The 24,607-nt window shown below is 66.3% G+C and carries 23 protein-coding genes; 13 read left to right on the top strand and 10 right to left on the bottom strand.

The annotated features are described in order from the left end of the window. Positions 1–43: 43 nt before the first annotated feature. Positions 44–1,039 carry a 2-hydroxyacid dehydrogenase gene (locus G015_RS0101670; protein ID WP_018139822.1) on the top strand — a complete coding sequence of 332 codons (996 nt, stop codon included), beginning with the start codon at positions 44–46 and terminating at the stop codon, positions 1,037–1,039. A 15-nt stretch (positions 1,040–1,054) separates the two neighbouring features. Here G015_RS0101670 and chrA read toward each other — a convergent pair whose 3' ends face one another. Both chrA and G015_RS0101660 read right to left on the bottom strand, forming a co-directional pair. Continuing rightward, positions 1,055–2,416, bottom strand: a complete 1,362-nt coding sequence (chrA, locus tag G015_RS0101665) for a chromate efflux transporter (RefSeq protein WP_018994480.1) — start codon at positions 2,414–2,416, stop codon at positions 1,055–1,057. A gap of 71 nt (positions 2,417–2,487) precedes the next feature. Further along, a complete protein-coding gene (locus tag G015_RS0101660) occupies positions 2,488–3,501 on the bottom strand; it encodes a class 1 fructose-bisphosphatase (RefSeq protein ID WP_018139826.1) in 1,014 nt (337 codons plus the stop codon). A gap of 220 nt (positions 3,502–3,721) precedes the next feature. Between G015_RS0101660 and G015_RS0101655 the strand changes: the two genes are divergently transcribed. Next, the gene (locus tag G015_RS0101655; RefSeq protein WP_018139827.1) at positions 3,722–4,987 is read left to right on the top strand and encodes a 6-phosphofructokinase; all 1,266 of its coding nucleotides are present in this window, start codon (positions 3,722–3,724) and stop codon (positions 4,985–4,987) included. Here G015_RS0101655 and G015_RS13845 read toward each other — a convergent pair. Beyond that, positions 4,974–5,237, bottom strand: coding sequence for a GDCCVxC domain-containing (seleno)protein (locus tag G015_RS13845; RefSeq protein ID WP_083925114.1), 264 nt, complete (start codon positions 5,235–5,237; stop codon positions 4,974–4,976). The two genes, G015_RS0101655 and G015_RS13845, sit on opposite strands and share 14 nt — an antisense overlap. Before the next feature lie 156 nt (positions 5,238–5,393). Between G015_RS13845 and G015_RS0101650 the strand changes: the two genes are divergently transcribed. The 3 genes from G015_RS0101650 (at position 5,394) to G015_RS0101640 (ending at position 7,456) form a co-directional block, all read left to right on the top strand. Next, the gene (locus tag G015_RS0101650; RefSeq protein WP_018139828.1) at positions 5,394–5,831 is read left to right on the top strand and encodes a hypothetical protein; all 438 of its coding nucleotides are present in this window, start codon (positions 5,394–5,396) and stop codon (positions 5,829–5,831) included. A gap of 169 nt (positions 5,832–6,000) precedes the next feature. Beyond that, positions 6,001–6,420, top strand: coding sequence for a PA2779 family protein (locus G015_RS0101645; RefSeq protein WP_018139829.1), 420 nt, complete (start codon positions 6,001–6,003; stop codon positions 6,418–6,420). A 7-nt stretch (positions 6,421–6,427) separates the two neighbouring features. Continuing rightward, complete coding sequence (locus tag G015_RS0101640; protein WP_038049981.1) at positions 6,428–7,456, top strand: PA2778 family cysteine peptidase; 1,029 nt, start codon at positions 6,428–6,430, stop codon at positions 7,454–7,456. Between the two features lie 11 nt (positions 7,457–7,467). Here G015_RS0101640 and G015_RS0101635 read toward each other — a convergent pair whose 3' ends face one another. After that, positions 7,468–7,695, bottom strand: a complete 228-nt coding sequence (locus G015_RS0101635; RefSeq protein ID WP_018139831.1) for a hypothetical protein — start codon at positions 7,693–7,695, stop codon at positions 7,468–7,470. Between the two features lie 142 nt (positions 7,696–7,837). Between G015_RS0101635 and coaD the strand changes: the two genes are divergently transcribed. From coaD to ggt, 3 genes are read left to right on the top strand one after another with little or no spacing between them, the layout of a single operon-like run. Continuing rightward, positions 7,838–8,329, top strand: coding sequence for a pantetheine-phosphate adenylyltransferase (gene coaD / locus G015_RS0101630; RefSeq protein WP_020146059.1), 492 nt, complete (start codon positions 7,838–7,840; stop codon positions 8,327–8,329). Positions 8,330–8,362: 33 nt separating this feature from the next. Next, on the top strand, positions 8,363–8,611 hold the full coding sequence (locus G015_RS0101625) for a YfhL family 4Fe-4S dicluster ferredoxin (RefSeq protein ID WP_012981508.1): 249 nt from the start codon (positions 8,363–8,365) through the stop codon (positions 8,609–8,611). Positions 8,612–8,613: 2 nt separating this feature from the next. Then, positions 8,614–10,317 (top strand): gamma-glutamyltransferase, encoded by a 1,704-nt coding sequence (gene ggt / locus G015_RS0101620; RefSeq protein WP_018139833.1) that lies wholly within the window; start codon positions 8,614–8,616, stop codon positions 10,315–10,317. A gap of 142 nt (positions 10,318–10,459) precedes the next feature. On the opposite strand, the gene rpsT is transcribed toward ggt, so the two are convergent. Beyond that, on the bottom strand, positions 10,460–10,729 hold the full coding sequence (rpsT, locus tag G015_RS0101615; RefSeq protein ID WP_018863226.1) for a 30S ribosomal protein S20: 270 nt from the start codon (positions 10,727–10,729) through the stop codon (positions 10,460–10,462). A gap of 160 nt (positions 10,730–10,889) precedes the next feature. On the opposite strand from rpsT, the gene G015_RS0101610 reads away from it, so the two are divergent. Beyond that, positions 10,890–11,420 carry a DsrE family protein gene (locus tag G015_RS0101610; protein WP_038049811.1) on the top strand — a complete coding sequence of 177 codons (531 nt, stop codon included), beginning with the start codon at positions 10,890–10,892 and terminating at the stop codon, positions 11,418–11,420. Positions 11,421–11,466: 46 nt separating this feature from the next. Here G015_RS0101610 and uvrD read toward each other — a convergent pair whose 3' ends face one another. Next, entirely contained in the window at positions 11,467–13,680 is a 2,214-nt protein-coding gene (gene uvrD / locus G015_RS0101605; protein ID WP_018175124.1) for a DNA helicase II, read from the bottom strand. A gap of 177 nt (positions 13,681–13,857) precedes the next feature. Between uvrD and G015_RS0101600 the strand changes: the two genes are divergently transcribed. Then, on the top strand, positions 13,858–16,656 hold the full coding sequence (locus G015_RS0101600) for a 2-oxoglutarate dehydrogenase E1 component (RefSeq protein WP_020146058.1): 2,799 nt from the start codon (positions 13,858–13,860) through the stop codon (positions 16,654–16,656). 28 nt (positions 16,657–16,684) lie between these two features. After that, positions 16,685–18,004: a 2-oxoglutarate dehydrogenase complex dihydrolipoyllysine-residue succinyltransferase gene (odhB, locus tag G015_RS0101595; RefSeq protein ID WP_020146057.1), complete on the top strand. Its 1,320-nt coding sequence runs from the start codon at positions 16,685–16,687 to the stop codon at positions 18,002–18,004. Between the two features lie 82 nt (positions 18,005–18,086). Here the strand turns inward: odhB and ubiB are convergent, their stop codons facing one another. The 4 genes from ubiB to G015_RS0101575 are packed head-to-tail and all read right to left on the bottom strand — an operon-like array spanning position 18,087 to position 21,519. Continuing rightward, complete coding sequence (gene ubiB, locus G015_RS0101590; protein ID WP_018139839.1) at positions 18,087–19,772, bottom strand: ubiquinone biosynthesis regulatory protein kinase UbiB; 1,686 nt, start codon at positions 19,770–19,772, stop codon at positions 18,087–18,089. Then, positions 19,772–20,395 (bottom strand): SCP2 domain-containing protein, encoded by a 624-nt coding sequence (locus G015_RS0101585; RefSeq protein ID WP_020146056.1) that lies wholly within the window; start codon positions 20,393–20,395, stop codon positions 19,772–19,774. The genes ubiB and G015_RS0101585 overlap by 1 nt, the downstream gene beginning before the upstream one ends. A 3-nt stretch (positions 20,396–20,398) precedes the next feature. Further along, positions 20,399–21,151, bottom strand: a complete 753-nt coding sequence (ubiE, locus tag G015_RS0101580; RefSeq protein ID WP_020146055.1) for a bifunctional demethylmenaquinone methyltransferase/2-methoxy-6-polyprenyl-1,4-benzoquinol methylase UbiE — start codon at positions 21,149–21,151, stop codon at positions 20,399–20,401. Positions 21,152–21,153: 2 nt separating this feature from the next. Next, a complete protein-coding gene (locus G015_RS0101575; protein WP_018139842.1) occupies positions 21,154–21,519 on the bottom strand; it encodes a gamma-butyrobetaine hydroxylase-like domain-containing protein in 366 nt (121 codons plus the stop codon). A 444-nt stretch (positions 21,520–21,963) separates the two neighbouring features. Between G015_RS0101575 and G015_RS0101570 the strand changes: the two genes are divergently transcribed. After that, positions 21,964–23,301 carry a calcium-binding protein gene (locus G015_RS0101570; RefSeq protein WP_020146054.1) on the top strand — a complete coding sequence of 446 codons (1,338 nt, stop codon included), beginning with the start codon at positions 21,964–21,966 and terminating at the stop codon, positions 23,299–23,301. A 351-nt stretch (positions 23,302–23,652) separates the two neighbouring features. Further along, entirely contained in the window at positions 23,653–24,288 is a 636-nt protein-coding gene (locus G015_RS13840; RefSeq protein ID WP_083925113.1) for a hypothetical protein, read from the top strand. Positions 24,289–24,607: the final 319 nt, after the last annotated feature.

The raw sequence follows: 24,607 nt of genomic DNA, 5'->3' as shown, positions 1-24,607 counted from the left end.
CGGTTATGCTGGGACGGAATCCAGACAACACCCGGGAGAACCGATGAAGGTCGCCGTCTTTAGTATCCAGCAGCATGATCGCGAGTCCCTGGTACCCGCTCTGGTGTCCGCCGGAATGGTGCCGGTGGTGTACGCCGAGCGCCTGACTGCGGAGACGGTGCACCTGGCGCGGGGCGCGGATGCGGTCTGCGTGTTCACCAACGACGACCTGCACCGGCGGGTGATCGACGGGCTGGCGGACCAGGGTGTCCATGTGGTGGCGCTGCGCTGCTCCGGCTACGACAACCTGGATGTCGCGCGGGCCCGCGAGCGCGGGGTGCGCGTGGGGCGGGTGCCGGCCTACTCGCCGAACGCGATCGCGGAGCATGCGGTCGCCCTGCTGATGACCCTGAACCGTCAGGTGCACCGGGCCTGGGACCGGACTCGGCGCGGCGATTTTCGCCTTGACCACCTGACAGGCTTCGATCTCGTCGGGCGCACCGTGGGGGTGGTCGGCACTGGACGCATCGGCCAGGCCTTCGCGCGGATCATGCTCGGCTTTGGCTGCCGCGTCCTCGCGCACGACCCCTACCCGAATGCGGAACTGCAGGCGGCGGGGGTGGAGTATCGGGACCTGGATACGCTGCTGGCCGAGTCCTGGGTGCTGAGCCTGAGCTGTCCGATGACGCCGGAGAACCGGCACATGATCAATGCCGACACCCTGGCGCGGATGCCGCGCGGGGCCTTTCTGATCAATACCGCGCGCGGGGCGCTGGTGGATACCAATGCCGCCGAGGTCGCGCTGGACTCGGGTCAGCTGGGCGGATTTGCGCTGGACGTCTACGAGGCCGAGGCGGGGCTGTTCTTCCACGACTGGTCGCTGGCCGGTCTGCCGGACCGGCGTCTGGCGCGGCTGATGCAGCGCGACGATGTGCTGGTCACCGGCCACCAGGCATTCCTGACCCACGAGGCGCTTACCAACATCGCCGACACCACCGTGGCCAACCTGACCACCCTGCACCGGGATCCGGACGCGCAACCCGAAGGCCGCGTCGTCTGAGGCGTCTGCCCGCGATCAGAACGCGAGCTGGAAGCCCGCCCCCAGCCCCGCACAGGCGAGGATCAGCGGGATGATCCCGACCCGGAAGCGGGCCAGGGCGATGAAGGCGGCGATGCCCAGCAGGGCGGAGAACCATTCGAAGGCGCCGTCAAAGCCGCCCGGCCACAGCACGTGCCAGGTGAAGAACACCGCGAGGTTCACGATCACCCCGACCACTGCGGCGGTGATGCCGGTCAGCGGTCCCGTGAAGTGCAGATCCCCGCGCGTGCGTTCGACTAGCGGTGCGCCGACCAGGATGAACAGGAATGATGGCAGGAAGGTGAAGAAGGTCGCGACCAACGCACCCAGCACGGCCGCCAGAAAGACCTGATCCGGACCCAGGAAGGCCTGGGTCCAGCCGCCAATGAAGCCCACGAACGTGACCACCATGATTAGCGGCCCGGGCGTGGCCTCCCCCAGTGCGATCCCGTCGATCATCTGCGTGGGACTCAGCCACCCATAGGTCTCCACCCCGCCCTGGTAGACATAGGGCAGGACCGCGTAGGCCCCACCGAAGGTCACGAGCGCCGTTTGGGTAAAGAATTGCCCCATGCGGGTCAACGTGGCGTCCCAGCCGAACACCGTGAGCAGGACCCCGAACACGGCGGCCCACAGCCCCAGACCCACCACCAGAAAGCGAATCACCCGCGACCAGCGAAACTGCATCCAGGGGGCGGGCGGCGTGTCGTCATTCACCACTGCCGGGCCACGCGATTCAACATTGCCGGCCCCGTGAGATCCGCCATTCTGGAAGCGTTCCGGCCAGACGCGGCTGCCCAGCCAGCCGAGGATTCCTGCCGTAATGATGATGTAGGGAAACGGGATGTTGAGCGCGAAGATGGCCAGGAAGGCGGCGATCGCCATTAGCCACAGCAGGCCGTTATTGAGCACCCGTCCACCGATGCGCCAGCCGGCATAGGCGATGATCGCGACCACCGCCGGCTTGATACCGTAGAACACCGCTTCCACCGCAGGTACATCGCCAAAGGCCAGGTAGACCCATGACAGCCCGGCGATCAGGAACAGCGAAGGCAGGATGAACAGCAGTCCGGCCATCAAGCCGCCCAAGGTGCCATGCAGCAGCCAGCCCAGATAGGTTGCCAGCTGCTGCGCCTCGGGACCCGGCAGGACCATGGCGTAGTTCAGCGCATGCAGAAAACGCTTCTCCGAGACCCAGCGCCGCCGCTCGACCAGATCCTCGTGCATCATCCCGATCTGCCCGGCGGCGCCACCGAACGAAATGAAACCGAGTTTCAGCCAGTAGCGAAAGGCCTCGCCCCGGCTCGGTGCAGGCGGCGGCCCGGGCTGGACGTCTTGCCGGCTACGATAGTCGGTCATGGTCGATTGCCTTCATCAAAAAGGCCCGGCGCCTTGCGGGGCCGGGCCTCGGACTACAAAGGGCGTGGAGATCAGCCCTCGTTGTGGTAGCCGGTGATGCGCTCCACTTCGTTCTTCGCGCCCAGGACCACCGGCACGCGCTGGTGGATGCCCTCGGGGCTGATGTCCATGATGCGCTCGCGCCCGGTGGTGGCGGCACCGCCGGCCTGTTCGACGATGAAGCTCATCGGGTTGGCCTCGTACATCAGGCGCAGCTTGCCGGTCGTGCCCTTGGCCTGCATCTTCGTATCCATCGGGTACATGAACACCCCGCCGCGGCACAGGATGCGGTGCACCTCGGCGACCATGGAGGCTACCCAACGCATGTTGAAGTCCTTGCCGCGCTCGCCTTCCTTGCCGGCCAGGCATTCGTCGATGTAGCGCTTGACCGGGGCCTCCCAGAAGCGGCTGTTGGACATGTTGATCGCGAACTCCTGGGTGTCTTCCGGGATCTGCACGCTGTCCTTGGTCAGCAGGAACTCGCCGAAGTCCTTGTCCAGGGTGAACATCTTCACGCCCTGGCCGGTGGTCATCACCATCATGGTGGACGGGCCGTACAGGCAGTAGCCGGCGGCGACCTGCTTGGTGCCCGGCTGCAGGAAGTCCTCGGTCTTGGGATCGGTGACGCCTTCCGGGGCCTTCAGGATGGAGAAGATCGTGCCGACGGAGACGTTCACGTCGATGTTCGAGGAGCCGTCCAGCGGATCGAACAGGACCAGGTAGTGGCCGCGCGGCTCGTTGGCCGGCATCTCGCAGATCTCGTCCATCTCCTCGGAGGCCAGGCCGGCGGCGTGGCCGTTGTGGCTCAGGCTCTCGATGAACACCTCGTTGGTGATGATGTCGAGCTTCTTCTGCGTCTCGCCCTGCACGTTCTCGGAGCCGGCGGAGCCGAGCACGCCGACCAGATCACCCTTGTCGACGAGGTCGGAGATCTTCTTGCACGCCACGGAGATGTCGTTCAGCAGACCGGTGAATTCGCCGGTTGCGCCCTGGATGCCGCGCTGGGTTTCGATGATGCAGTTGGTCAGAGTGGTGCCGATATGCATGATGCAATCCTGATGCTGTTGTGAATCGGGCGACACGGCGCGAAATGGGGCACAGCAGCCCCGTCGCGGGGCGAACGGCCCCGGCGCGCCGGGTGTCAAAGGCGGCATAGTGTAGCAAAAGCACCCGGAGGGGCCGATCCGCAGCACTGATCGTGGCGTGACCGGCCTGGCACTGTGCTTGCTCGGCCTTCGGGGTCCAACAAAAACATGGAGGATTCGCATGCCCCAGAACGCGCTGTACGCCCAGTCGGGCGGGGTCACCGCTGTCATTAACGCCAGCGCCTGGGGGGTAATCGAGGCGGTCCGCGCCCACCCGGCCCATTTCGGCAAGATCTATGCGGCGCGGGACGGCATCCTGGGCGTCCTGCGCGAAGAGATCATCGACCTCGACCACGAGGACCCGCTGACCCTGGCCGCCCTGCGCCATACGCCGGGCGGTGCGTTCGGTTCCTGCCGCTTCGATCTGGGTGACCCCGACAAGGACCCGCAACAATACGAGCGCCTGGTCGAAGTCTTCCGCGCCCATGACATCGGCACCTTCTTCTACAACGGCGGTGGCGGCTCCATGGATACCGCCTTGAAGATCGCGAAGATGGGCGAGCGCATGGGCTTTCCGATCAAGGCGATTGGCGTGCCCAAGACGATCGACAACGACCTTGCCGTGACCGACTCCAGCCCGGGCTTTGGTTCCGCCGCCAAGTTCATCGCCACCGTGGTGCGCGAGGCCAGCCTGGACGTCGAGTCCATGCACACCAGTTCCACCAAGGTGTTCGTGATGGAGGTGATGGGGCGCCATGCTGGCTGGCTGGCGGCCGCGGCGGCGCTGGCGCAGGAGTTCGACGGCCAGCCGCCGATGCTGATCCTGTTCGCCGAGGTCCCGTTCGATCAGGACGACTTCCTGGATCATCTGAACCGCACCATCGAACGTCACGGGTATTGCGTGGTGGTCGTTTCCGAGGGGCTGAAGAATCCCGACGGTGGCTTGTTCTCGGTCGCGCAGAGCCACGATGTCTATGCCTACACCCAGCTCGGCGGTGCCGCCCCGCGCCTTGCCGAGCTGATCCGCGAAAAGACCGGGCACAAGCTGCACTGGGCGGTGGTGGACTACATCCAGCGTGCCGCGCGCCATATCGCGTCGAAGGTGGACGTGGAGCAGGCCTATGCCTGTGGCCGCGCGGCGGTGGAGGGGGTGGTCGCCGGCGAGGATGCCTTCATGCCGATCATCCGGCGTGACTCCAGCAAGCCCTATCGCTGGAGCATCGGCTTTACCCCGCTGGAGACCGTCGCCGATATCGAGCAGGGCATGCCGCGCAACTACATCACCCCGGATGGCTACGGCATTACTCAGGACGCACGCGACTACCTGCGCCCGCTGATCCAGGGCGAGGACGCTCCGCCGTTCGAGCGCGGCCTGCCCTGCTACCCGCGCATCCGCGGCGAGCTCTTGCCCAAGCGCTGCCCGCCGTACGAGGTCAACACGGACTAGTGTCGCCTGCCTGCTGCTCGGGTGCTTTGTTCGGCCCGCAGCAGCTGCCGGGGCCTTCTTGCTGGATGGGTGGGCAGGGCACGGTTCCGTAGGAACAGAAGACGCAGCAATCGCCCGGCAACGGCCTCAGCAGGGCACCGCAGCCGGTGCACTCGTAGAACCACTGGCAGGCATCGGTAGGCATGGTTTCCCCTTTCTCGTGCCCGCATTCGGGGCAGGTCAGGGTCGACTCCAGGACGACTTCATTCATCTGCGTTTCAGGCGAAGGCGGCATGATGAGCAATGTACAAGGCGCCTGTGGGCGGAAAAACCCCGTGTGCTACCCGGAAACGGAGTAGCCAGTGCAAGCCGGGCGTCTAATCTGTGATAAAGGCCACGCAAGAGGGCCAGCCGAAGTCCAGAGACTGTGGAGGAGATCATGAAGAGCCAAACCCTGAACCGGACGCTGGCGGGCTTTGCGGCCGTCGCCTTGATGGGGGCTTTCGCCGCCCCGGGCACGGTGTCGGCCCAAGGTGCTTACTGGCTGGCGGCCGACGGTTCGCCCGACGATATCAAGGTCGAATACCGGCTGCGCGATCATGGCTGCGACAACGTCCGCGGTGAGTGGCGCGTCGTGAACGAGAGCGATGACTACGTCGATGTAACCGTGACCAAGACGGCCTACACCTGCCCCGGCGAGCTCGACGATGACGTACGCACCACGGTGCGTCGCTTCGGCACGATTGCGCCGGGCGACATGCGTGAGCGCACGCGTGACGACAGCGTCTGCGGCGGGGCCTGGGCGCGTTCGGTCGAAGTGCTCGAGTACGAGATCGAAAAGGTCGATCCGCCCGAAGAGAGTTGAGCCAGCTCGCGTTTCGTGGTCCGCGTTTCCCTGACCGGGGCTTGATAGCGTGACCGGGCGCGAAAAAATGAGCGGCCCGGGGCTTGGCGAGCAGGTGCCGGCGGGTACACTTAAGTGGTGTCACCCCGGCGGATTGCCGGCCCTGTTCAATCGAAAAAGGAGTTCGACCATGTCCCACGCACCGCATCGTCGTTGGTTGTCCGCCCCGGCCGCTTTCCTGATCGCAATGGCGCTGGCCCTGCTGCCCGCGACCCCGGCCTTTGCCGGTGCGGGAATGCTGGACACCGGCTCCATGATCCAGCAGGCCAGCGCGGATGACACCCGCGCTCAGCTGCTCAAGCAGCTGGATGATCAGGCCGTTCGCGAGAAGCTGGTCGAGATGGGCGTGGACCCCGACCGGGCCCAGGAGCGCGTCGCCCGCCTGACCCCTGAAGAGCTGGCCCACCTCGAGGCCCGCATGGAAACCGATCCGGCCGGTGCCGCCGGCGTGGTCGGCGTGGTTGCCATCGTGTTCGTCGTGCTCGTGATCCTGGACGCGGTCGGCGTGACCGACATCTTCTCGTTTGTTGGCCCCGCCCGCGAACGCTAGGTCTCTCATGACGCCTGCGTACTGGCGGCGAGCCTCCGGGCTCGCCGCGCTCGTTTGCGGCCTGTTGGCCGTGCTCTGGCTTAGTGGCTGCGCCACGGCGCCACAGAGCGCGCAGCTCTCCAGTCAGGCCCCGGAAGACATCCCGACCCGCGTGGAGCTGGAAGACACCCCGTTCTTCCCGCAGGAGGATTACCAGTGTGGTCCGGCGGCGCTGGCCACCGTACTGGGCTCGCGCGGGATCGACACCTCGCTGGAAGAACTGATCGACGAGGTCTACATCCCGGCTCGCGAGGGCAGTCTGCAGGCCGAGATGCGTGCCGCCGCGCGTGCCCGTGACCTAGTCGCCTACCGCGTCGAGCCGCAGCTGGAGTCCATCCTGCGCGAGGTGGCCGAGGGTAACCCGGTGGTGGTGTTCCAGAACCTCGGGGTCGCGATGTTCCCCGAATGGCACTTTGCCGTGGTGATGGGTTACGACCTGGAGGAGCGCGAGGTGTATCTGCGCAGCGGGCCTATCGAGCGCCACGTGAATTCGTTCGCCCGCTTCGAGCGCACCTGGGCGCGCGGCGATCGCTGGGCCTTCCTGGTGACCGAGCCGGATCAGCTGCCGGCCACGGCCGAGCCGCTGCGCTGGCTGCGGGCCGTGAACGAACTGGAGCAGGTGGGGCGTCTGGGCCCGGCCGCCACGGGATATCAGACCGCGATGGAGCGCTGGCCGGAACACCCGATCGGCTATGTCGGGCGGGCGAATGTGGCCTTCGCCCAGGGCGACCTGCTAACGGCGGAGGACACGCTGCGCCAGTTGATCGAACGGGACCCGCAACGGCACGAGGGCTGGAACAACCTGGCCCATGTGCTGATTGCCCGCCAGTGCGGCGAGCAGGCCCGCGAGGCTGCCAGTTGCGCGGGTGAACTGGCCGGTCCCGGGAGCTATGCGCCTACCCTGGGGGCGGCGGCCGGGGCGCCTGACGACGGCGATCAGTGTCGCGCCCTTCCGCCCTGCCCCGCGGCGCTGGAAGCACGCGCGCCGCAGGAGTAGCGGGCGGCCCGTCAGGCCTTGCGCTTCTCCAGGGTTTGTTCGGCGTGCTTGAGGACCAGCCCGAGGTTCTGTTTCTCGACGTCCGTGACTTGCGGGTCTTCCTTCACGGCGTGGCGCAGGTGCTCGACCAGTTGCGCCAGTTCCTCGCGCGAGATCTGGTGGAAGTTGAACCCGCCCCCGTAGCGGGCCTCGAGCTGGTCCCAGTAATCGGCGAGCGGCGGACGGTAGTCATCGGTCATCGGTAGCCCTTGGCGGCGGTGGACGAGACGGGGCAGTGTAAAGCCTGGCCCGGCGATTTCCGAACATGCCCGGGTGGGGGTGTTTGGTTTGCCCCCACCCCTTGCGGTCTAATACGGGCCTTGTTCCCTGCTGGCTGTTGGCATGTCCCAAGTCACTGCGATCTACCCCGGCACCTTCGACCCAATCACCCACGGGCACACGGATATCGTGCGCCGAGCCGCGCGTCTGTTCGATCGTGTGGTGATCGCGGTGGCCGCCAACCCGAACAAGGGGCCAGCCTTTCCCCTGGAGAGGCGCGTCGCGCTGGCCGAAGAGGCAGTGAAGGGGATCGACGGGGTCGAGGTTCAGGGCTTCAACGTGCTGCTGGCCAAGTTCGTTCATGCCCAGGGGGCCAACGTGATCCTGCGCGGCCTGCGCGCGGTATCCGATTTCGAGCACGAATTTCAGCTGGCGGCCATGAACCGTCAGCTGGCCCCCGAGGTCGAAACGCTGTTCCTGACGCCGGCGGAGGAATACAGCTTTGTCTCCTCCAGTCTGGTACGGGAAATCGCCCGTTTGGGCGGTGACGTCTCAAAATTCGTAAGCCCCGGCGTGGCGCGCATGCTGGCCGAACAAAACGGCGAGACCCGCTAGCCGGGCCCTGCGACTGGATACGAGGACAACCCCATGGCTCTGATGATCACCGACGAATGCATCAACTGCGATGTCTGCGAGCCCGAGTGCCCGAACGAGGCCATCTATCCCGGTGACGAGATCTACGAGATCGACCCGGAGCGCTGCACCGAGTGCGTCGGGCATTACGACGAACCGCAGTGCCAGGATGTCTGCCCGGTCGATTGCATCCCGCTGGACCCTGACCGCAAGGAAACACGCGAGCAGCTACAGGCGAAGTACGAGAAGCTGATGGGCGCGTAACGATGCTCGCGCGCCTGCTCCCCGCCGCCCTGGCTGCCACCCTGCTGGCGGCACCCGTTCAGGCCGAGGGGCCCGGCCAGGGGGCAGTGGCCTCCGCCCACCCGGAGGCCACTGCGGCGGGCGAGCGTATCCTCGCCGCCGGGGGCAACGCGTTCGATGCCGCCGTCGCTGTAACAGCGGCCCTGGGTGTGGCCGAGCCCTATGGTTCCGGCCTCGGCGGCGGTGGGTTCTTTCTGCTCTACGACGCGGCGAATGATCGCAGCGTGATGCTGGACGCCCGCGAGACCGCTCCGGGCGAGGCGCATCGCGACATGTACCTGGACGACGATGGCGAGGTGGTCGAGGGTCTTTCGCTCGACGGGGTCCTCGCCGCCGGGATCCCCGGCATGCCCGCCGGGATCGACCACCTGTCCCGCCACTACGGCAGCCTCCCGCTTGGCGATGCGCTGGAGCCGGCCATCCGCCTGGCCGAGGACGGGGTCGAGGTGGGCAGCCGTTACAACCAGATGGCCAGCTTCCGCCACCAGGCGCTGCGGGATGGCGCCGATGCGGCGCAGATTTTCCTCGACAACGGCGGCGTGCCCGACGCGGGCATGCGCCTGGTGCAGCCGGATCTGGCCGACACCCTGCGTCTCTTGGCCGAAGAGGGTCGCGACGGTTTCTATACCGGCGCCCTGGCCGGGCGCCTGGTCGAAGGGGTGCGCGAGGCCGGCGGCATCTGGACGCTGGAAGACCTTGAGGGCTACGAGGCCGTCGAGCGCGACCCGATCCACATCGAATATCGGGGTGCACGGATTACCACGGCCTCGCCGCCGTCCTCGGGCGGCGTCGCCCTGGGGCAAATCCTGAACATCCTCTCGTTCTACGACCTCGAAGAGCTGGCCCCGGACCTGCGCGCGCATCTGACCATCGAGGCGATGCGCCGCGCCTACCGTGATCGTGCCGAGTACCTGGGCGATCCGGACCATGTCGACATGCCGCTGGAGCGGTTGTTGTCGCGCGACTACGCGGCAGGGTTGCGCGCGACCATCCACCCGGACGAGGCCACGCCCAGCCGCTACCTGCCGCTATCGGTGGACCCGCAGGCGGATGTCCCGGACCCGGCGCAGGCCACCGAGAGCCCGGAGACGACCCATTTCTCCGTGATCGACGCCGACGGTAACCGCGTGGCCGCCACGCTGACGTTGAACTACCCGTTCGGCTCCGGCTATGTGGTGCCCGGCACCGGGGTCCTGCTGAACAACGAGATGGACGACTTCTCGGCCAAGCCGGGCGAGCCCAATGCCTACGGGCTGATCGGTTTTGAGGCGAATGCGATTGCCCCGTATCGGCGGCCCTTGTCGAGCATGAGCCCGACCTTTGTCGAGACCGATGATCGCGTGGCGATCCTGGGCACCCCGGGCGGCAGCCGTATCATCACCATGGTGCTGCACGGCATTCTGGGTGTGGTGGAGGGCCTGGATGCGGAGGCGATCGTGGAGCAGCCGCGCTATCACCACCAGTACCTGCCGGATCGCGTGGAACACGAGACCAGTGCATTCGATATGGAAACGCGCGGGCAACTGGTGTCGCGCGGCCACCGCCTGGTGCCTCAGGTGCGCCCCTTCGGCGACATGCAGGCGATCCTGTGGGAGCGCGGGGAAGGGCGGCTGGAGGCAGCCTCCGACCCGCGTGGCGAGGGCGGCGCCCGCGTGCTCTCCGAGTAACCAAGTTCGCGGTTCGCGCCCAGCTGCCGCGGCTGCCATGTTTTCCTGAAGCGAGCCACGCAAAAAGCCGCGCCCGGATCATGTCCGGGCGCGGCTTGGCAGGCAATCCCGTTCGGGGCTGGGCCCCGAACGGCCGGGGCATTTAGCCCTGGGCCAGGTCGCGGATGCGGGCGTTCAGGCGGCTCTTGTGGCGCGCCGCCTTGTTCCGGTGGATCAGCCCCTTGCTCACGGTCGCGTCGATGACCGGCACGGCCTTCTTGTAGGCCTCGCTGGCTGCCTGGGCATCGCCCTGCTGCAGCGGCTTCAGTACGGCCTTCATGGCCGTACGGAAACGGGAGCGAAGCGCCACGTTGTGAGCGCGATTTTTGACCGCCTGACGGGCCCGTTTACGGGCAGAAGCAATATTCGCCAAAGTACTTCCCTCGCGTTGATGCGCTAGGTTCTGGAAAAGGCGGCAGAGCATACCGCTGGCCCCGGTTCGCGTCAACCTTGTGCCGCTGGGGTTCTGGATGGCGTCGCGGGGTCGTGGCGTCTACTGTATAAGACACGACAACCCCACAAGGAGAACCACGATGTTTCCGCTCCCCCGCGCCGTTCGAATGGCACGCCTGCCCGGTTTTGCGATGGCCCTGATGCTGACGGGTCTGCTGTTCGCCGCGTTGGCGTTCACGCCCCGTGCCGAGGCCATGGAGCCCGAGGCCAAGGTGGTATATCACGCCGATTTCGCCGATCCCCGGCGTTTCTCCGCGATGCTGACCAGCATCAACAATATGATGACGCACTACCAGGACGAGTTCATGGACGTGGATGTGCGCATCGTGTTCGTCGCGCACGGCATCCGTTTCCTGACCGATGACGACCTCGACGGCTCGCCCTTCGAGGCTGATGAGGAGCTCCAGGAGCAGCGCGATGAGCTGCGTGGTCGCCTGTCCAGCCTGGTCAGTTCTCACGGAGTGAAACTGGAGCTGTGCGAGATCACCCGTAGTCAGATCAATCTCGACGAAGACCTGGTGTACGACAACGTCGAGATGGTGCCCTCGGGCGTGGTACGTATCGCCGAGCTGCAGAACGAGAAGGGATTCGCCTACATCAAGATCGAGTAACCGGCGCCGCTGAAGGCAGTCTCAAGCCCCGCCTCGGCGGGGCTTTTTAGTGCTGGCCCAGGACCTCGAGCTTGGCGAATCCGAGTACCAGCCATTTGGAACCCGCGTGGGCGAAGTTCACCTGCACCCGTGCCGAGTTGCCCGAGCCCTCGAACTGGGTGATCAGGCCCTCGCCGAATTTCGCATGGTGCACGCGGGCCCCGATCGACAGACCATTGTCGCGGGCCGCGGCATCTGAGGTATCCAGCGACCCAAAGCCCGCGGTGCGCTGGCGGCTGGCGGCAAAGCGCCCCGCACCAAACGGCGAGGCCTGCGGGCGCAGCACCTCCAGGGCCTCTTCCGGGATCTCGTTGATAAAGCGCGAGGCAACGTTGTAGGACTCGCGCCCGTACAGGCGCCGGGTCTCGGCGTGGATCAGGTACAGCTCCTGCTCCGCGCGGGTCATGCCGACGTAGGCCAGGCGGCGCTCCTCCTCCAGTCGCCCCGGCTCCTCCAGCGAGCGCGAGTTGGGGAACAGGCCCTCTTCCAGGCCGGTCAGGAAGACCAGCGGGAACTCGAGGCCCTTGGCGGAGTGCAGGGTCATCATCTGCACCGCGTCCTCGTGCGGGTCGGCTGCGCCCTCGCCGGCCTCCAGCGCGGCGTGGGCGAGGAACTCGGTCAGGCGATTGCCTTCGCCTTCCTCGCTCTCGGCGGTGGGCTCCATGTCGAAGGCGCGCGCCGCGCCTACCAGTTCGTCCAGGTTCTCCAGGCGGGCCTCGCCGCGCTCGCCCTTCTCCTTCTTGTAGTGCTCGCGCAGCTGCGCGCGCTCGATCGCCTGTTCCACCTGATCGGCCAGCGGCTGGCGCGGCAGCTCCTGCTGCAGGCTGTGGATCAGCTGGATGAAGCCGGCGACCGCGTTGCGCGCGCGGCCGGGTAGCGCGTCGGCGTCGACCGCATGGACAGCCGCCTTCAGCAGGCTGGTGTCCGCCGCCTGGGCCGCCCCGCGCAGGCCCTCCAGGGTCTTTTCGCCGATCCCGCGCGGCGGCTGATTGACCACGCGCAGGAAGGCGGCGTCGTCATCGCCGTTGCCGGCCAGGCGCAGGTAGGCCAGGGCGTCGCGGATCTCCTGGCGCTCGAAGAAGCGCAGGCCGCCGTAGACCCGGTAGGGCATACGCCGACCGATGAAGGTCTCCTCCAGTACACGTGACTGGGCGTTGGAGCGATACAGCACCGCGCACTCGCGATGCAGCCCGCCCTGGTCCACATGGCGGGCGATGGTCTCGGCGATGAAGCGCGCCTCTTCCTGCTCGTTCAGCGCGGTGTACAGGCGCACCGGGGCGCCTTCGGTGTCCTCGGTCCACAGCTCCTTGCCGAGACGCCCGGAGTTGTGGCGGATCAGTGCGTTGGCGGCGTTCAGGATGTTGGCGCTGGAGCGGTAGTTCTGCTCCAGGCGCACGACCTGGGTGCCCGGGTAGTCCTGCTGGAAGTGCTGGATGTTCTCGATCTTCGCGCCGCGCCAGCCGTAGATGGACTGGTCGTCGTCGCCGACCGCGAACACGGGGCTGTCGCCGGCCAGCAGGCGCAGCCAGGCGTACTGGATGTCGTTGGTGTCCTGGAACTCGTCGACCAGCACATGGCGAAAGCGCGTGCGGTAGTGCTCCAGCAGCGCCTTGTTGTCGCGCAGCAACTCCAGCGAGCGCAGCATCAGTTCGGCGAAATCCACCACCCCGGCACGCTCGCAGGCCTGCTGGTAGGTGGTGTAGACGCGCACCCACTGGCGGGCGACCGGGTCGCCGGTATCCGGCAGGTGTTCCGGGCGCGAGCCCTCGTCCTTGCGCGCATTGATGTACCACTGCGCCTGTTTCGGCGGCCAGCGCGCCTCGTCCAGCTCTAGGCCGCGCAGTACGCGCTTGACCATGCGCAGCTGGTCGTCGGAGTCGAGGATCTGGAAGCCCTGCGGCAGCCGCGCGTCCTGCCAGTGCTGGCGCAGCAGACGGTGGGCCAGCCCGTGGAAGGTGCCGACCCACAGCCCGGTCGCCGGGTGCCCCAGCAGCGCCTCGATGCGCCCGCGCATCTCGGCCGCCGCCTTGTTGGTGAAGGTAACCGCCAGCAGGCTGTGCGGGGCCACGCCCTCCACACCGATCAGCCAGGCGATACGGTGCACCAGCACGCGGGTCTTGCCGGAGCCGGCGCCGGCCAGCACCAGCAGCGGTTGTGGCGGGGCCGCCACGGCCTCGCGCTGGGCCGGGTTCAGGGAATCGAGCAGGGGGGAGACATCCATGCGCGAATGGTAGGGAAACCCGGCCGGAATCGCACGTTGTGCACGCGGGGCGTGTGCCTTCCGCCGCGCAAACGCGCTACTCTCGGGCAAAGTCCTCATCGGCCCCGCGCGGGGAACCTCGCAGCCGAGAACGGTCCCAAGTAACAACACCGCGCACGCGCAATCGGAACATCGCGAATGAATGACATGCCCTCGCTGCACCGGCTGGATACGCCGGTCTCCGGACAGGAGCTGCACCCGGACAACCTGCTTTTCGCCGAGACCCTGCTGGAACGCTACCGCGAGGACCCGGAGTCGGTGCCGCCGGCCTGGGCCGACTACTTCCGCTCGCTGGAGGGTGCGCCGCGGCTGGAACGGCGTCGTTCGACCGATCGCCCGGATCTGGCCCATGAGCAGTTGCAGATCCGGGTGCTTCAGTTCATCAACTCCTATCGCTATCTGGGCCACTTCGGGGCGCGTCTGGATCCGCTGGAGCGGGAGGCCCCCGAGCCGCCGGTGGAGCTGAGTCGGGGGTATCACGGGCTGGACCGGGTCGGCCCGGAGATCCTGTTCGATCCCGGTTCCCTGTTCATCGAGGGCCCGGTGTCGCTGGACACGATCGAGCGGGTGCTGCGCGAGACCTACTGCGCGAGCATCGGTGCCGAATACATGCACATCGCGGCGACCGAGGAAAAACGCTGGCTGCAGGAGCGGCTGGAGTCGGCCCATGGCCACTTCGGCTTTGGCGACGAGACGCGGCTGGCCATCCTCGAGCGCCTGACGGCGGCCGAGGGGCTGGAGCGCTATCTGCACCGGCGCTATGTCGGACAGAAGCGCTTCTCCCTGGAAGGTGCGGAGAGCCTGATTCCGCTATTGAATGCCCTGGTCCAGCGCGGCGGTGCGCGCGGGCTGCAGGAGGTCGTGCTGGGCATGGCGCATCGCGGGCGCCTGAACGTGCTGGTCAACCTGTTCGGCAAGGCCCCCGCGGATCTGGCCGGCGAGTTCGAGGGCCGCCCGCGCGACGATCGTGGCACCGGGGACGTCAAGTACCACATGGGCTTCTCCTCGAATGTCGAGACGCCCGGCGGTCCGGTCCATCTGGCGCTGGCGTTCAACCCCTCGCATCTGGAGATCGTGACGCCCGTCGTCGAGGGCTCGGTGCGCGCCCGCCAGGTCCGCATAGCCGATCGGAAGGGCAACCGGGTGATGCCCGTGGTGATCCATGGCGATGCCGCGTTCGCCGGCCAGGGCGTGGTCATGGAGACCCTGAACATGTCCCAGACCCGGGGGTTTTCCACCAAGGGCACGGTGCACGTGGTGGTGAACAACCAGGTCGGGTTTACCACTTCGACCCTGAAAGACGCCCGTTCGACGCATTACGCGACCGATGTCGCCAAAATGGTGAACGCGCCGATCCTGCACGTGAACGGCGACGATCCCGAGGCTGTGGTGTTTGTCACCCAGGTCGCGCTGGATTACCGCATGCGCTTCTGCAAGGACGTGGTGATCGACCTGGTCTGCTACCGCCGCCAAGGACACAACGAGGCCGACGAGCCGGCCGCCACGCAGCCGCACATGTACCGCCGTATCCGCGACCTGCCGACCACCCGCGAGCTATACGCGCGCTCACTGATCGAGGCCGGGCTGACCGAAGAGAAGGCCCAGGACGAGGCGGTCGAGGCCTATCGCGGCCGCCTGGATGCCGGCGAGCCCGTGGCCCTGTCGCTGCACGACGACGGGCATGGCACCACGACCAACTGGGCGCCCTATGTGAACCAGACCTGGGATCAGGACGTGGAGACGGGCGTGGAGAGCGCGCGCCTGTCGCGTATGCTCGACCAGCTCTCGACACCGCCGGAGGGCTTTCAGGTCCACCCGCGCGTGCAGAAGATCCTCGACGCCCGCCGGGCGATGGCCGCGGGCGATCAGCTGCTGGACTGGGGCGCGGCCGAGACGCTGGCCTACGGCACGCTGATCCAGGATGGCTACCGTATTCGCCTGTCCGGCCAGGACTCCGGGCGCGGCACATTCTTCCACCGCCACGCGGTGTTGCACGACCAGGAGACAGGGAAGGCGCTGGTGCCGCTGCGTCGGCTGGACCCGGATCATCCGCGCTTCCTGGTCATCGATTCGCTGCTGTCCGAGGAAGGCGTGCTCGCATTCGAGTACGGCTATGCAACGGCCGCGCCGGAGGCCCTGGTGGTCTGGGAGGCGCAGTTCGGTGACTTCGTGAACGGCGCGCAGGTGGTGATCGACCAGTTCATCTCCTCCGGCGAACAGAAATGGGGCCGTTTGTGCGGGCTGACGCTGCTATTGCCGCATGGTTACGAGGGGCAGGGCCCGGAGCACTCCTCGGCCCGGCCCGAGCGCTTCCTGCAACTGGCGGCTCAGGAGAACATGCAGGTCTGTGTGCCGACCACGCCCGCGCAGATCTTCCATCTGCTGCGTCGGCAGATGGTGCGCCCCTATCGCAAGCCGCTCATCGTGATGACGCCGAAGAGCCTGCTGCGGCACCAGGATGCGGTCTCCGATCTCGAGGCGCTGGCGCACGGGCAGTACCAGACGGTGATCGACGATGCGCGCATTGAGGACCCCAAGGCCGTCAAGCGGGTGCTGCTGACCAGTGGCCGCATCTACTATGACCTGGCTACAAGCCAGTCCGAGGGCCAGCACTGGGATGTCGCAATCCTGCGCCTGGAGCAGAGCTACCCGTTCCCCGAGGAGCGCCTGACCGAACTGCTGGGGCGCTACCCACACGCGGAGGAGTTCGTCTGGGTGCAGGACGAGCCGGAGAATCAGGGCTATCTGGGATTCCTGGCGCCGCGCATCAATCCACTGCTGACGGTGCGTGGTCAGACGCTGCACGCGGTCGCACGACCCCCGGCCGCCGCGCCGGCGGTCGGCTACCCGGAGGTCCACAAGGCGCAGTTGAAGGATCTGCTCGAGCGGGCATTCGGCCCGATCAGCTCGCGCGACACCCCGCACCCCACGCCCTGAACACTGACGCACAGCACAAGGAAGCGAGATGGCACCCGACCCCACCCCGATCAAGGTCCCCGAACTCCCGGAGTCCGTTGCCGATGCGACCGTGGTCGCCCTGCACAAAAAGGCAGGCGACACGGTCAAGCGCGATGAACTGATCGCCGAGCTCGAGACCGACAAGGTCGTGCTCGAGGTCTCCGCCCCGTCTGCGGGGGCCCTGACAGCGCTGGAGGTCAGCGAGGGCGATACCGTGAAGACCGACGCGGTGATCGCCTACCTGGGCGCGGCCGATGAAGCGGCCGAGGAAGACTCCGAGTCGGAAGGGGAGGAGGCCTCGATACCTTCACAGCCGGCTGCTCGGGAATCGTCCGATGACAAGACCTCGTCACCCCGTGCCGAGGACAGGGGCAAGGCCCGGGACACCGCGAACGTTGTGCCCGAAGGCGGCTCCGGTGGCGCCGCCCCGCCCCCCAGCCCGTCCGTGCGGCGCTTGTTGCAGGAGGCCGGGCTCAAGGCCGAGGAGGTCGAGGGCACGGGCGAGGACGGCCGTATCCTGCGCGAGGACGTTGAGCGAGTGCAGACGGACCGATCGCGCCGCAGCGAGGCGCCTTCTTCGGCGTCGCCTCAGGGGCGTGCCCCGGAGCGCGAGCGGGCGCCGTCCGCCGGCAGTATCGAACGCGTCCCGATGACGCGCCTGCGTGCGCGCATCGCCGAGCGGCTGCTGGAGGCCAAGCAGTCCACCGCGATGCTGACGACCTTCAACGAGATCGACATGTCCGCGGCGATGGACCTGCGCGCGCGCTACAAGGAGACCTTCGAGAAGCGCCACTCGATCAAGCTGGGCTTCATGGGCCTGTTCGTGGCCGCTGCCAGTCGTGCGCTGGAGCGCTTCCCGATCATCAATGCCGCGCTGGATGGCGAGGAGATCGTCTATCACCATTTCAGCGACATCGGCATCGCCGTGTCCTCGCCGCGCGGGCTGGTGGTGCCGGTGCTGCGTGATACCGGCCACGCCAGCGTCGCCGACATCGAGCGACGCATCCGCGACTTCGCGGAGCGCGCCAGCGACGGCAAGCTGGACATCGACGAGCTGCGCGGCGGCACCTTCACGATCACCAACGGCGGTGTATTCGGCTCGCTGTTCTCCACCCCGATCGTGAACCCGCCACAAAGCGCCATCCTCGGCATGCACGCGATCAAGGAGCGCCCCGTTGCGGTGGGCGGCGAGGTGGTGGTCCGGCCGATGATGTATATCGCCCTCTCCTACGACCACCGCCTGGTCGACGGCGCCGACGCCGTACGCTTCCTCGTCGCGATCAAGGACGCAATCGAGGACCCGGCACGCCTGCTCCTCGACGTCTGACCCCGCGTCGGCCCCGAACCCCGCCTCCTGCTGTCTGCAGCGACACGGCCCATGAATGAACGGGCGACGCTGCCTGTGGTGTTCAGGTGCGATCGACGGGGCGGCGGTACGGGCCCGGGCGCAGCCCGAATAGCAGCATGGCGGCGCCGACCAGGCCGAGCGGCCAGGACGGCCAGGCCAGTCCGAGCCAGGTGGACACGTCGAGCTGGGTGGCCAGCCCCGCCAGGGCGAGCAGACCCGCGCCTCCCCAGGCCTCGTGCCGCCTGCGGTTCTGGCGGCGCAGCCCCTCTTCAAGATCGCGGATCTGCTGGCGCAGGGCGGCGTCGCGCTCGGCGCGCTGTTCCTCCACCGTGAGGGCCTTTTCCAGGTGCATGGGCATTTCGGGCAGCTGGGCGAGCAGGCGCGGCAGGTGCTGCTGTGCATTGCGGATGAATGCGCGCACGCCCATGCGCTCGTGCATCCAGTCCTCGATGAACGGCTTGGCGGTTGTCCACAGGTCCAGCTGCGGATAGAGCTGGCGGCCCAGACCCTCGATGTTCAGCAGGGTCTTCTGCAGCAGCACCAGCTGCGGCTGGACCTCCATGTTGAAGCGCCGGGCCGTCTGGAACAGGCGCAGGAGGACCTGACCGAAGGAGATCTCCTCCAGCGGGCGCTGGAAGATCGGCTCGCAGACGGTGCGGATCGCCGCCTCGAACTCGTCCACGCGGGTGTCCTTCGGCACCCAGCCGGATTCCACGTGCAACTCGGCCACGCGGCGGTAGTCGCGGTTGAAGAAGGCGTGGAAATTCTCTGCCAGGTAGCGCTGGTCGGAGTCGAGCAGCGAGCCGACGATGCCGAAGTCCACCGCCAGATAAGTCGGGTTGTCCGGGTGGGTGGCGTCCACAAAGATGTTGCCCGGGTGCATGTCGGCGTGGAAGAAGTTGTGCTGGAACACTTGCGTGAAGAAGATCTCCACTCCGCGTTCGGCCAGCAGCCTCAGGTCCACGTTGCGTTCACGCAGTGCCGCGATATCCGCCACCGGGATGCCGCCGATGCGCTCCATCACCAGCACGCTGCGGCGCGTGTAGTCCCAGATGATCTCCGGGATGTACAGCAGGTGGCTGTCCTCAAAGTTGCGGTGGATCGCGGCGGCGTTGGCGCCCTCGCGGATCAGGTCCAATTCGTCGGTGACGGTCTTTTCGTATTCGTCCACCACCTCGCGCGGGCGCAGGCGCTTGGCCTCGGACCAGTAGCGATCGGCCAGGTCCGCGATAAGGTGCATCACCTCGAGATCCGCGCGGATGGTCTTGAAGATGCCGGGGCGCACGACCTTGACCACCACCTCGCGCCCGTCCTGGAGCGTGGCTGCGTGCACCTGGGCGATGGAGGCCGAGGCGATCGGGGTGTCCTCGAACGTGGCAAAGGCAATCTCGATCGGACGCTCAAGTTCGGACTCGATCAGTGCGCGCGCCTGGTCGCTCGGGAACGGCGGGACCCGGTCCTGCAGCCGTGACAGTTCGATGGCGATGTCGTCCGGCAGCAGGTCGCGCCGGGTGGAGAGCATCTGCCCGAATTTGATGAAGATCGGCCCCAGGTCTTCCAGCGCGCGGCGGATGCGCTCGCCGCGTGTGCCTTCGGTGCGGCGAAACCAATTCCAGGGTGCGAGATAGAGCAGGAAGCTAAGCGGGCGCAGCGGCTTCAGCGTAAACAGGATGACATCGAGGCGATAGCGCACCAGGACCCGCGCGATGGTCCACAGCCGCAGCCCCCGGTACAGCGCGCGGCGCATCAGGCCTGCCGGTTGTCGGTATCGGAGGCGGCCCCGGCCTCCAGCCGGTGCAGGCGTGCATCCAGTCGCGCGACGCCGTCGCGCAGGTCGGAGACGTCCTCGGCAAAGGCCTCGAAGGCCCCGCCTGCTGGCAGCCACTCGAGCTCGTCACGCAGATAGTCGGCCGTGTCCTCGGCGGAGCGGCGGCCGAGGTGACGCAGACTGCCACGAGCCTGATCGAGCAGGTGGCGCAGCGGCCCAGCGGCCCCGACGCCGGCAAAGCGCTCGAACAGCCCCTCCCAGTCGACCCCGGAGTCGCGCAGCGCATGCTGCAGATCGGAGAGCACGGTGGCCTCACCGGTGATGGTCAGCCCGGAGCGGTCGTCGCGCCCCAGCGCCCCGGCCAGCGACAGCGGCGAGCCTGCCAGTTGAACATCCACCGGTCCCTCGACACCGCCGATGACCTGCAGGCGATCTGCGGCCCCGACCAGTGAAAAGGCCAGCCCCGGAGGCTCGATCACGATGGCGATTGCGCGCCCGGCCAGGCGGGCGCGCTCCTTCTCCGGCGCGCTCGCCAGGTGCTCGTTCAGCGCAGCCTCGATCAGGGCCGTGAATGGACTGGGCAGGGCGAAGGGTTCGGCCATGGGCTACTGGAGTTTTGTGCCGCGATGCAGGGCGACGATTCCGCCGGTCAGGTTGTCGTACTCGACGCGCTCCAGACCGGCGTCGCGCATCATGCCGGCCAGGGTCTCCTGATCCGGGTGCATGCGGATGGACTCCGCCAGGTAGCGGTAGCTGTCGGCATCGTTGGCGACCAGCTTGCCCATCAGCGGCAGCATCTTGAACGAATAGATATCGTAGATCGGGCGCAGCGGTGCCATCGGCTGCGAGAACTCCAGCACCAGCACGCGCCCGCCGGGCTTGATCACCCGGCGCATCTCGGCCAGCGCGCGTTCCTTGCGGGTCACGTTGCGCAGGCCGAAGGCGATGGTCACGCGGTCGAAGTAGTCATCCGGATAGGGGAGCTGTTCCGCGTCCGCCTGCACGAAGTCGAGGTTGCCCACGTGGCCCTCGTCCAGCATGCGGTCGCGCCCGGCCTCCAGCATCGAGGCGTTGATGTCGCAGACCACGATCTGCCCCTTCGGCCCGACGCGTGGGGCAAAGGCCCCGGCCAGGTCCCCGGTACCCCCGGCCAGGTCCAGGATCTTCATGCCCGGGCGCACGCCGGTGCGCTCCAGCGTGTAGCGCTTCCAGATGCGATGGACGCCCATCGACATCAGGTCGTTCATCACGTCGTAGCGCGAGGCGACCGAGTGGAAGACCTCGCCGACCCGTGAGGCCTTTTCGGACTCGGGGACGCTCTGGTAGCCGAAGTGGGTCTTGCCGGGTTCTTCTTTCATTGTCAGTGCGTCTTGCGCTCGTGGCCGGCCTCTTTCAGCCGATCCAGGTAATCCTGCCACAGACTTTCCTGCTCCGTGCCGAGCTTGTGCAGGTAATCCCAGTCGTAGATGCCGGTGTCGTGGCCGTCGGAGAACTCCAGCTTCACTGCATAGTTACCGACCGGCTCGATGCCGGTGATGTTCACATCCTCCTTGTCCACCTGCAGCACCTCCTGGCCCGGCCCGTGCCCGCGCACCTCGGCGGAGGGCGAGTACACGCGCAGAAACTCGCAGGGCAGCTCGAAATGCGAGCCATCGGAGTAGGTCAGCTCCAGGATGCGCGACTTCTGATGCAACTGGATATCGGTGGGTCGGTGCTTACTGCTCATGCGGCCTCCAGAATCCTCGGTCGGGGCGAGCCCGGAAAGATCTTGCGCAACCGCCCAAGGCGGCCATCGTCAAAGGACTGCGAGGATACCAGCCCTGCCGGCCAGCGTGGCATCTCCCCGCGCACCGCAGGCCTGACGGAACGGCGGGTTACGCGCGGCTGCCTTGACACCCGGCCGGCATCTCTTCAGGCTCCGCAACCATATTCATGGAAAGGGAATATCCATGACTTCGCCACGGATTGGCGCGTCCACACTTCGACAAGAGTCCGGCTACGGAGGCCTCGCCAGCATTCCATGGGCAGGCCCTCGTGTTGTATTCGGGTGTTTCATATCCGACCGACCTGAAGCTTCTTGGTCCTGCAGCTTCGGCCGGTGCCCCTCGCAATCGACCCCTGCGCACGTGAACTGGGCTGCTACTGCCCGGGTCACCCGGAAGGCGATCGCATGAAGCCGGCCCTGGTTACCGTATTGCTGGTACTGGCCGGACTGGGTGCCGGGTACGCGTACATGCCCGATGTTCGCAACGGCATGAACCAGTTTGCGGTCGAGTTTGCCGACGGGTTTGAGCGAGGATACTCCGCAGCCACGGGCCGCTCATTCTCGATGGGGCGGTCCTCGAGTGACGGCTCGCCGGATCCTGCATCCGGGGATTCTCAACGGCAGCTGGATTCGTCGTCCTTTAGCGATCATTCTGGTCGGGACCTTCTGGAGTCCGCCGGAGCCGAGCCGGATCTCCGGGGCTATGGTCGCGTGCCGGATCTTCGCAAAGCCCTGGAGCATGACGAGAACGGGCGTTTGCGCGAACACCTCGACGCCTTTCGAGACGAGCTCGACGTGCAGGCTCGTCGTGCACGCATGAAGGGCTTGCTGTTCGAGTGGGCCGGCGCCGCCGACGTCGACCCGGAAGGCCGCGGGCCCAACATCGATGGCCGCAAGCTGGCCACTCTGGAGGCCTTTCTGGAGCGGGATTTCCGCCAGCAGGGCAGCCCGAATCCGCGTCCCGGCGGTGCGGCTGAGCTGCACAAGGCCTTCGACATCCTGAAAACCGAGATGTACAGCCAGCTCATGCGGCAGACGCACCTGGCACCCTATTTCGATGCGATCGCCTTTCGCGTGAACGCATCCGGTCTCGGTTTCGACTTCTCGGACACAACAAGCAACTTGCAGGAAACCTTCGAGCGCGACTTGGCCCGGGGGCTGACCGACCTGTTCGAGTTTGAACGGGCTGGCGGCGAGCGCCTGCGGGCGATGGGCTTCGACCCCTACCGCCTGATGCGCGACTGGCTGCTCGAGGCGGGGAGCGACCCAACTCTACAGAGCGCGTTAATGGCGCTGGGCTGGGACGCGGTGCGCATCGACGGGCAGGGCACGGCGGCGCGCGAGATTGTGGTGGCGCATGAGGGTGGCGCAACGCTGAAGGCCGGACCCGGTGGGGACTGGCTGCTCGGCGGGTATGGCGACGACACCCTGCACCCCGGTCCCGGTGATGACCTCCTGTACGGCGGAGCCGGCAACAATACCTACCGGTTCGGCGTCGGCAGCGGCCACAACACCCTGATCGAGATGTACGGAGACCGCGGCCGTAGCGTCATCGAAGTGGCTCCGGGCATCCGCGCCGAAGACCTCGATATCCAGGTGGAAGGCCACGAACTGGTCCTCGCCCACCGCAACGGCGAGGACAGCATCCGCATCCAGAACTGGTTTGGCTCCATCCACCCCAAGCGCCACAGCCTGCACGCCGTGCGTCTTGCCGACGGTCAAGCCTTGGAGCTTCCCCAATGAGCCAATTTTGCGAAAAGGCGGTGGCCTATCCTGTGCGCATCAGAACCACAAGGGCCACTAGGATCTTCCGCTGGCATCTGCCGGCAACCTTAACGGGCTGTCTGAGGGGCGGAGCACGTAAAAATCTTACTCATGGCCAGGGACTAGGCATGACCTCGCAGCGGATCAGCGTCCTACCCGCAGTGCTTGGTTTATGCCGAAGCGCCCGCCGACATGGCCGGGGCGTTGCCTTTCCACATGGCTCGAGCCGTGGCTGGGTTGGCCTCCGTCGGCTAGGCGAACTCTCCCAATGAGGTTTCCACGAGGCGTTGCCATGGTGTGGCTGATCCTTCTTCCCGTCGGGGTTCGCACATGAGTATTCGACAATCCCTTATCGACGCCCTGTCAAAATATCCGGGACCAACTGAGGCTGAGGCCCGACGCTGGCGAAACGCCCTGATCGCTATGGCTTCGCTCGCGTTGCTAGCGGAAGGGATCCTCGTCTACATCCTTTATCACATGGACCCGGCAGCGCCTCCATTCTGGCTGGCCACTCCAGCGGGTTGGCTATGGGAGCATGTTCCCGCTGCGCGTGGTTTTACCACCAGCTCCTACGGGCTTCGCGAACAGATGCCGTACGTATTCGTGGTGTTTTTCTTTTTGGTGGTCGCAACTGCTGCGCTGGTGGCTTGCTGTAATCGCCGTGGATCGATTCTGGGGATGGCGGTAAATTTTCTCCAAGAGGGGGCCTTTAGGCAGGGGGTTATCCTCTTCGCGCTTCCAATTGTCTACTACGCGGTCTATTTCGTTGTTTTTTCTTCTGACCCAGATCCAGTTATGGGTCCTAATGACAGGTCGTACAGGCATTATGGTGTTTTTTTTGAGGCTCGTTTGGGAATTTTGGCCGCGTGGGTTCCATTGGCATTGTTTTGTGGTTCTTTCATTGGGGTTCACCTTGCCCTGATTCCGGAGATCCCCAGGCTCTTAAGGGCTGCCCGAGCCCCTTGATTCCGCATATTCACTAATACAAGGAGGTTGTGATGAGTGACATGGAAAGCGATCTGAATCATCAGCCAGAATCGGAACATCAGCTGCGTCTGCTTGACCCGTCGGATCCGGAAGCCGAAGGGGTAATCGGTTCATCGGATGATCCGATTATCCTTCGGGATGGCGAGAATGCGGAAGAGGTGCTCGTCCTAGACCCAATTACCGCTACACCTGACGACACGGAAGATGGTGGTTCGGATGGTGTTGGCTCGCCCGAGCAGGCGATTTCGATTGTCCGGGGGGCGATTGATACTTGGATGTCCGGGATACGAGATCTGAT

It is taken from the genome of Thioalkalivibrio sp. ALJ15 (assembly GCF_000383695.1).
Classification (GTDB): domain Bacteria; phylum Pseudomonadota; class Gammaproteobacteria; order Ectothiorhodospirales; family Ectothiorhodospiraceae; genus Thioalkalivibrio.
This window is presented reverse-complemented; position numbering and strand designations above follow the sequence as displayed.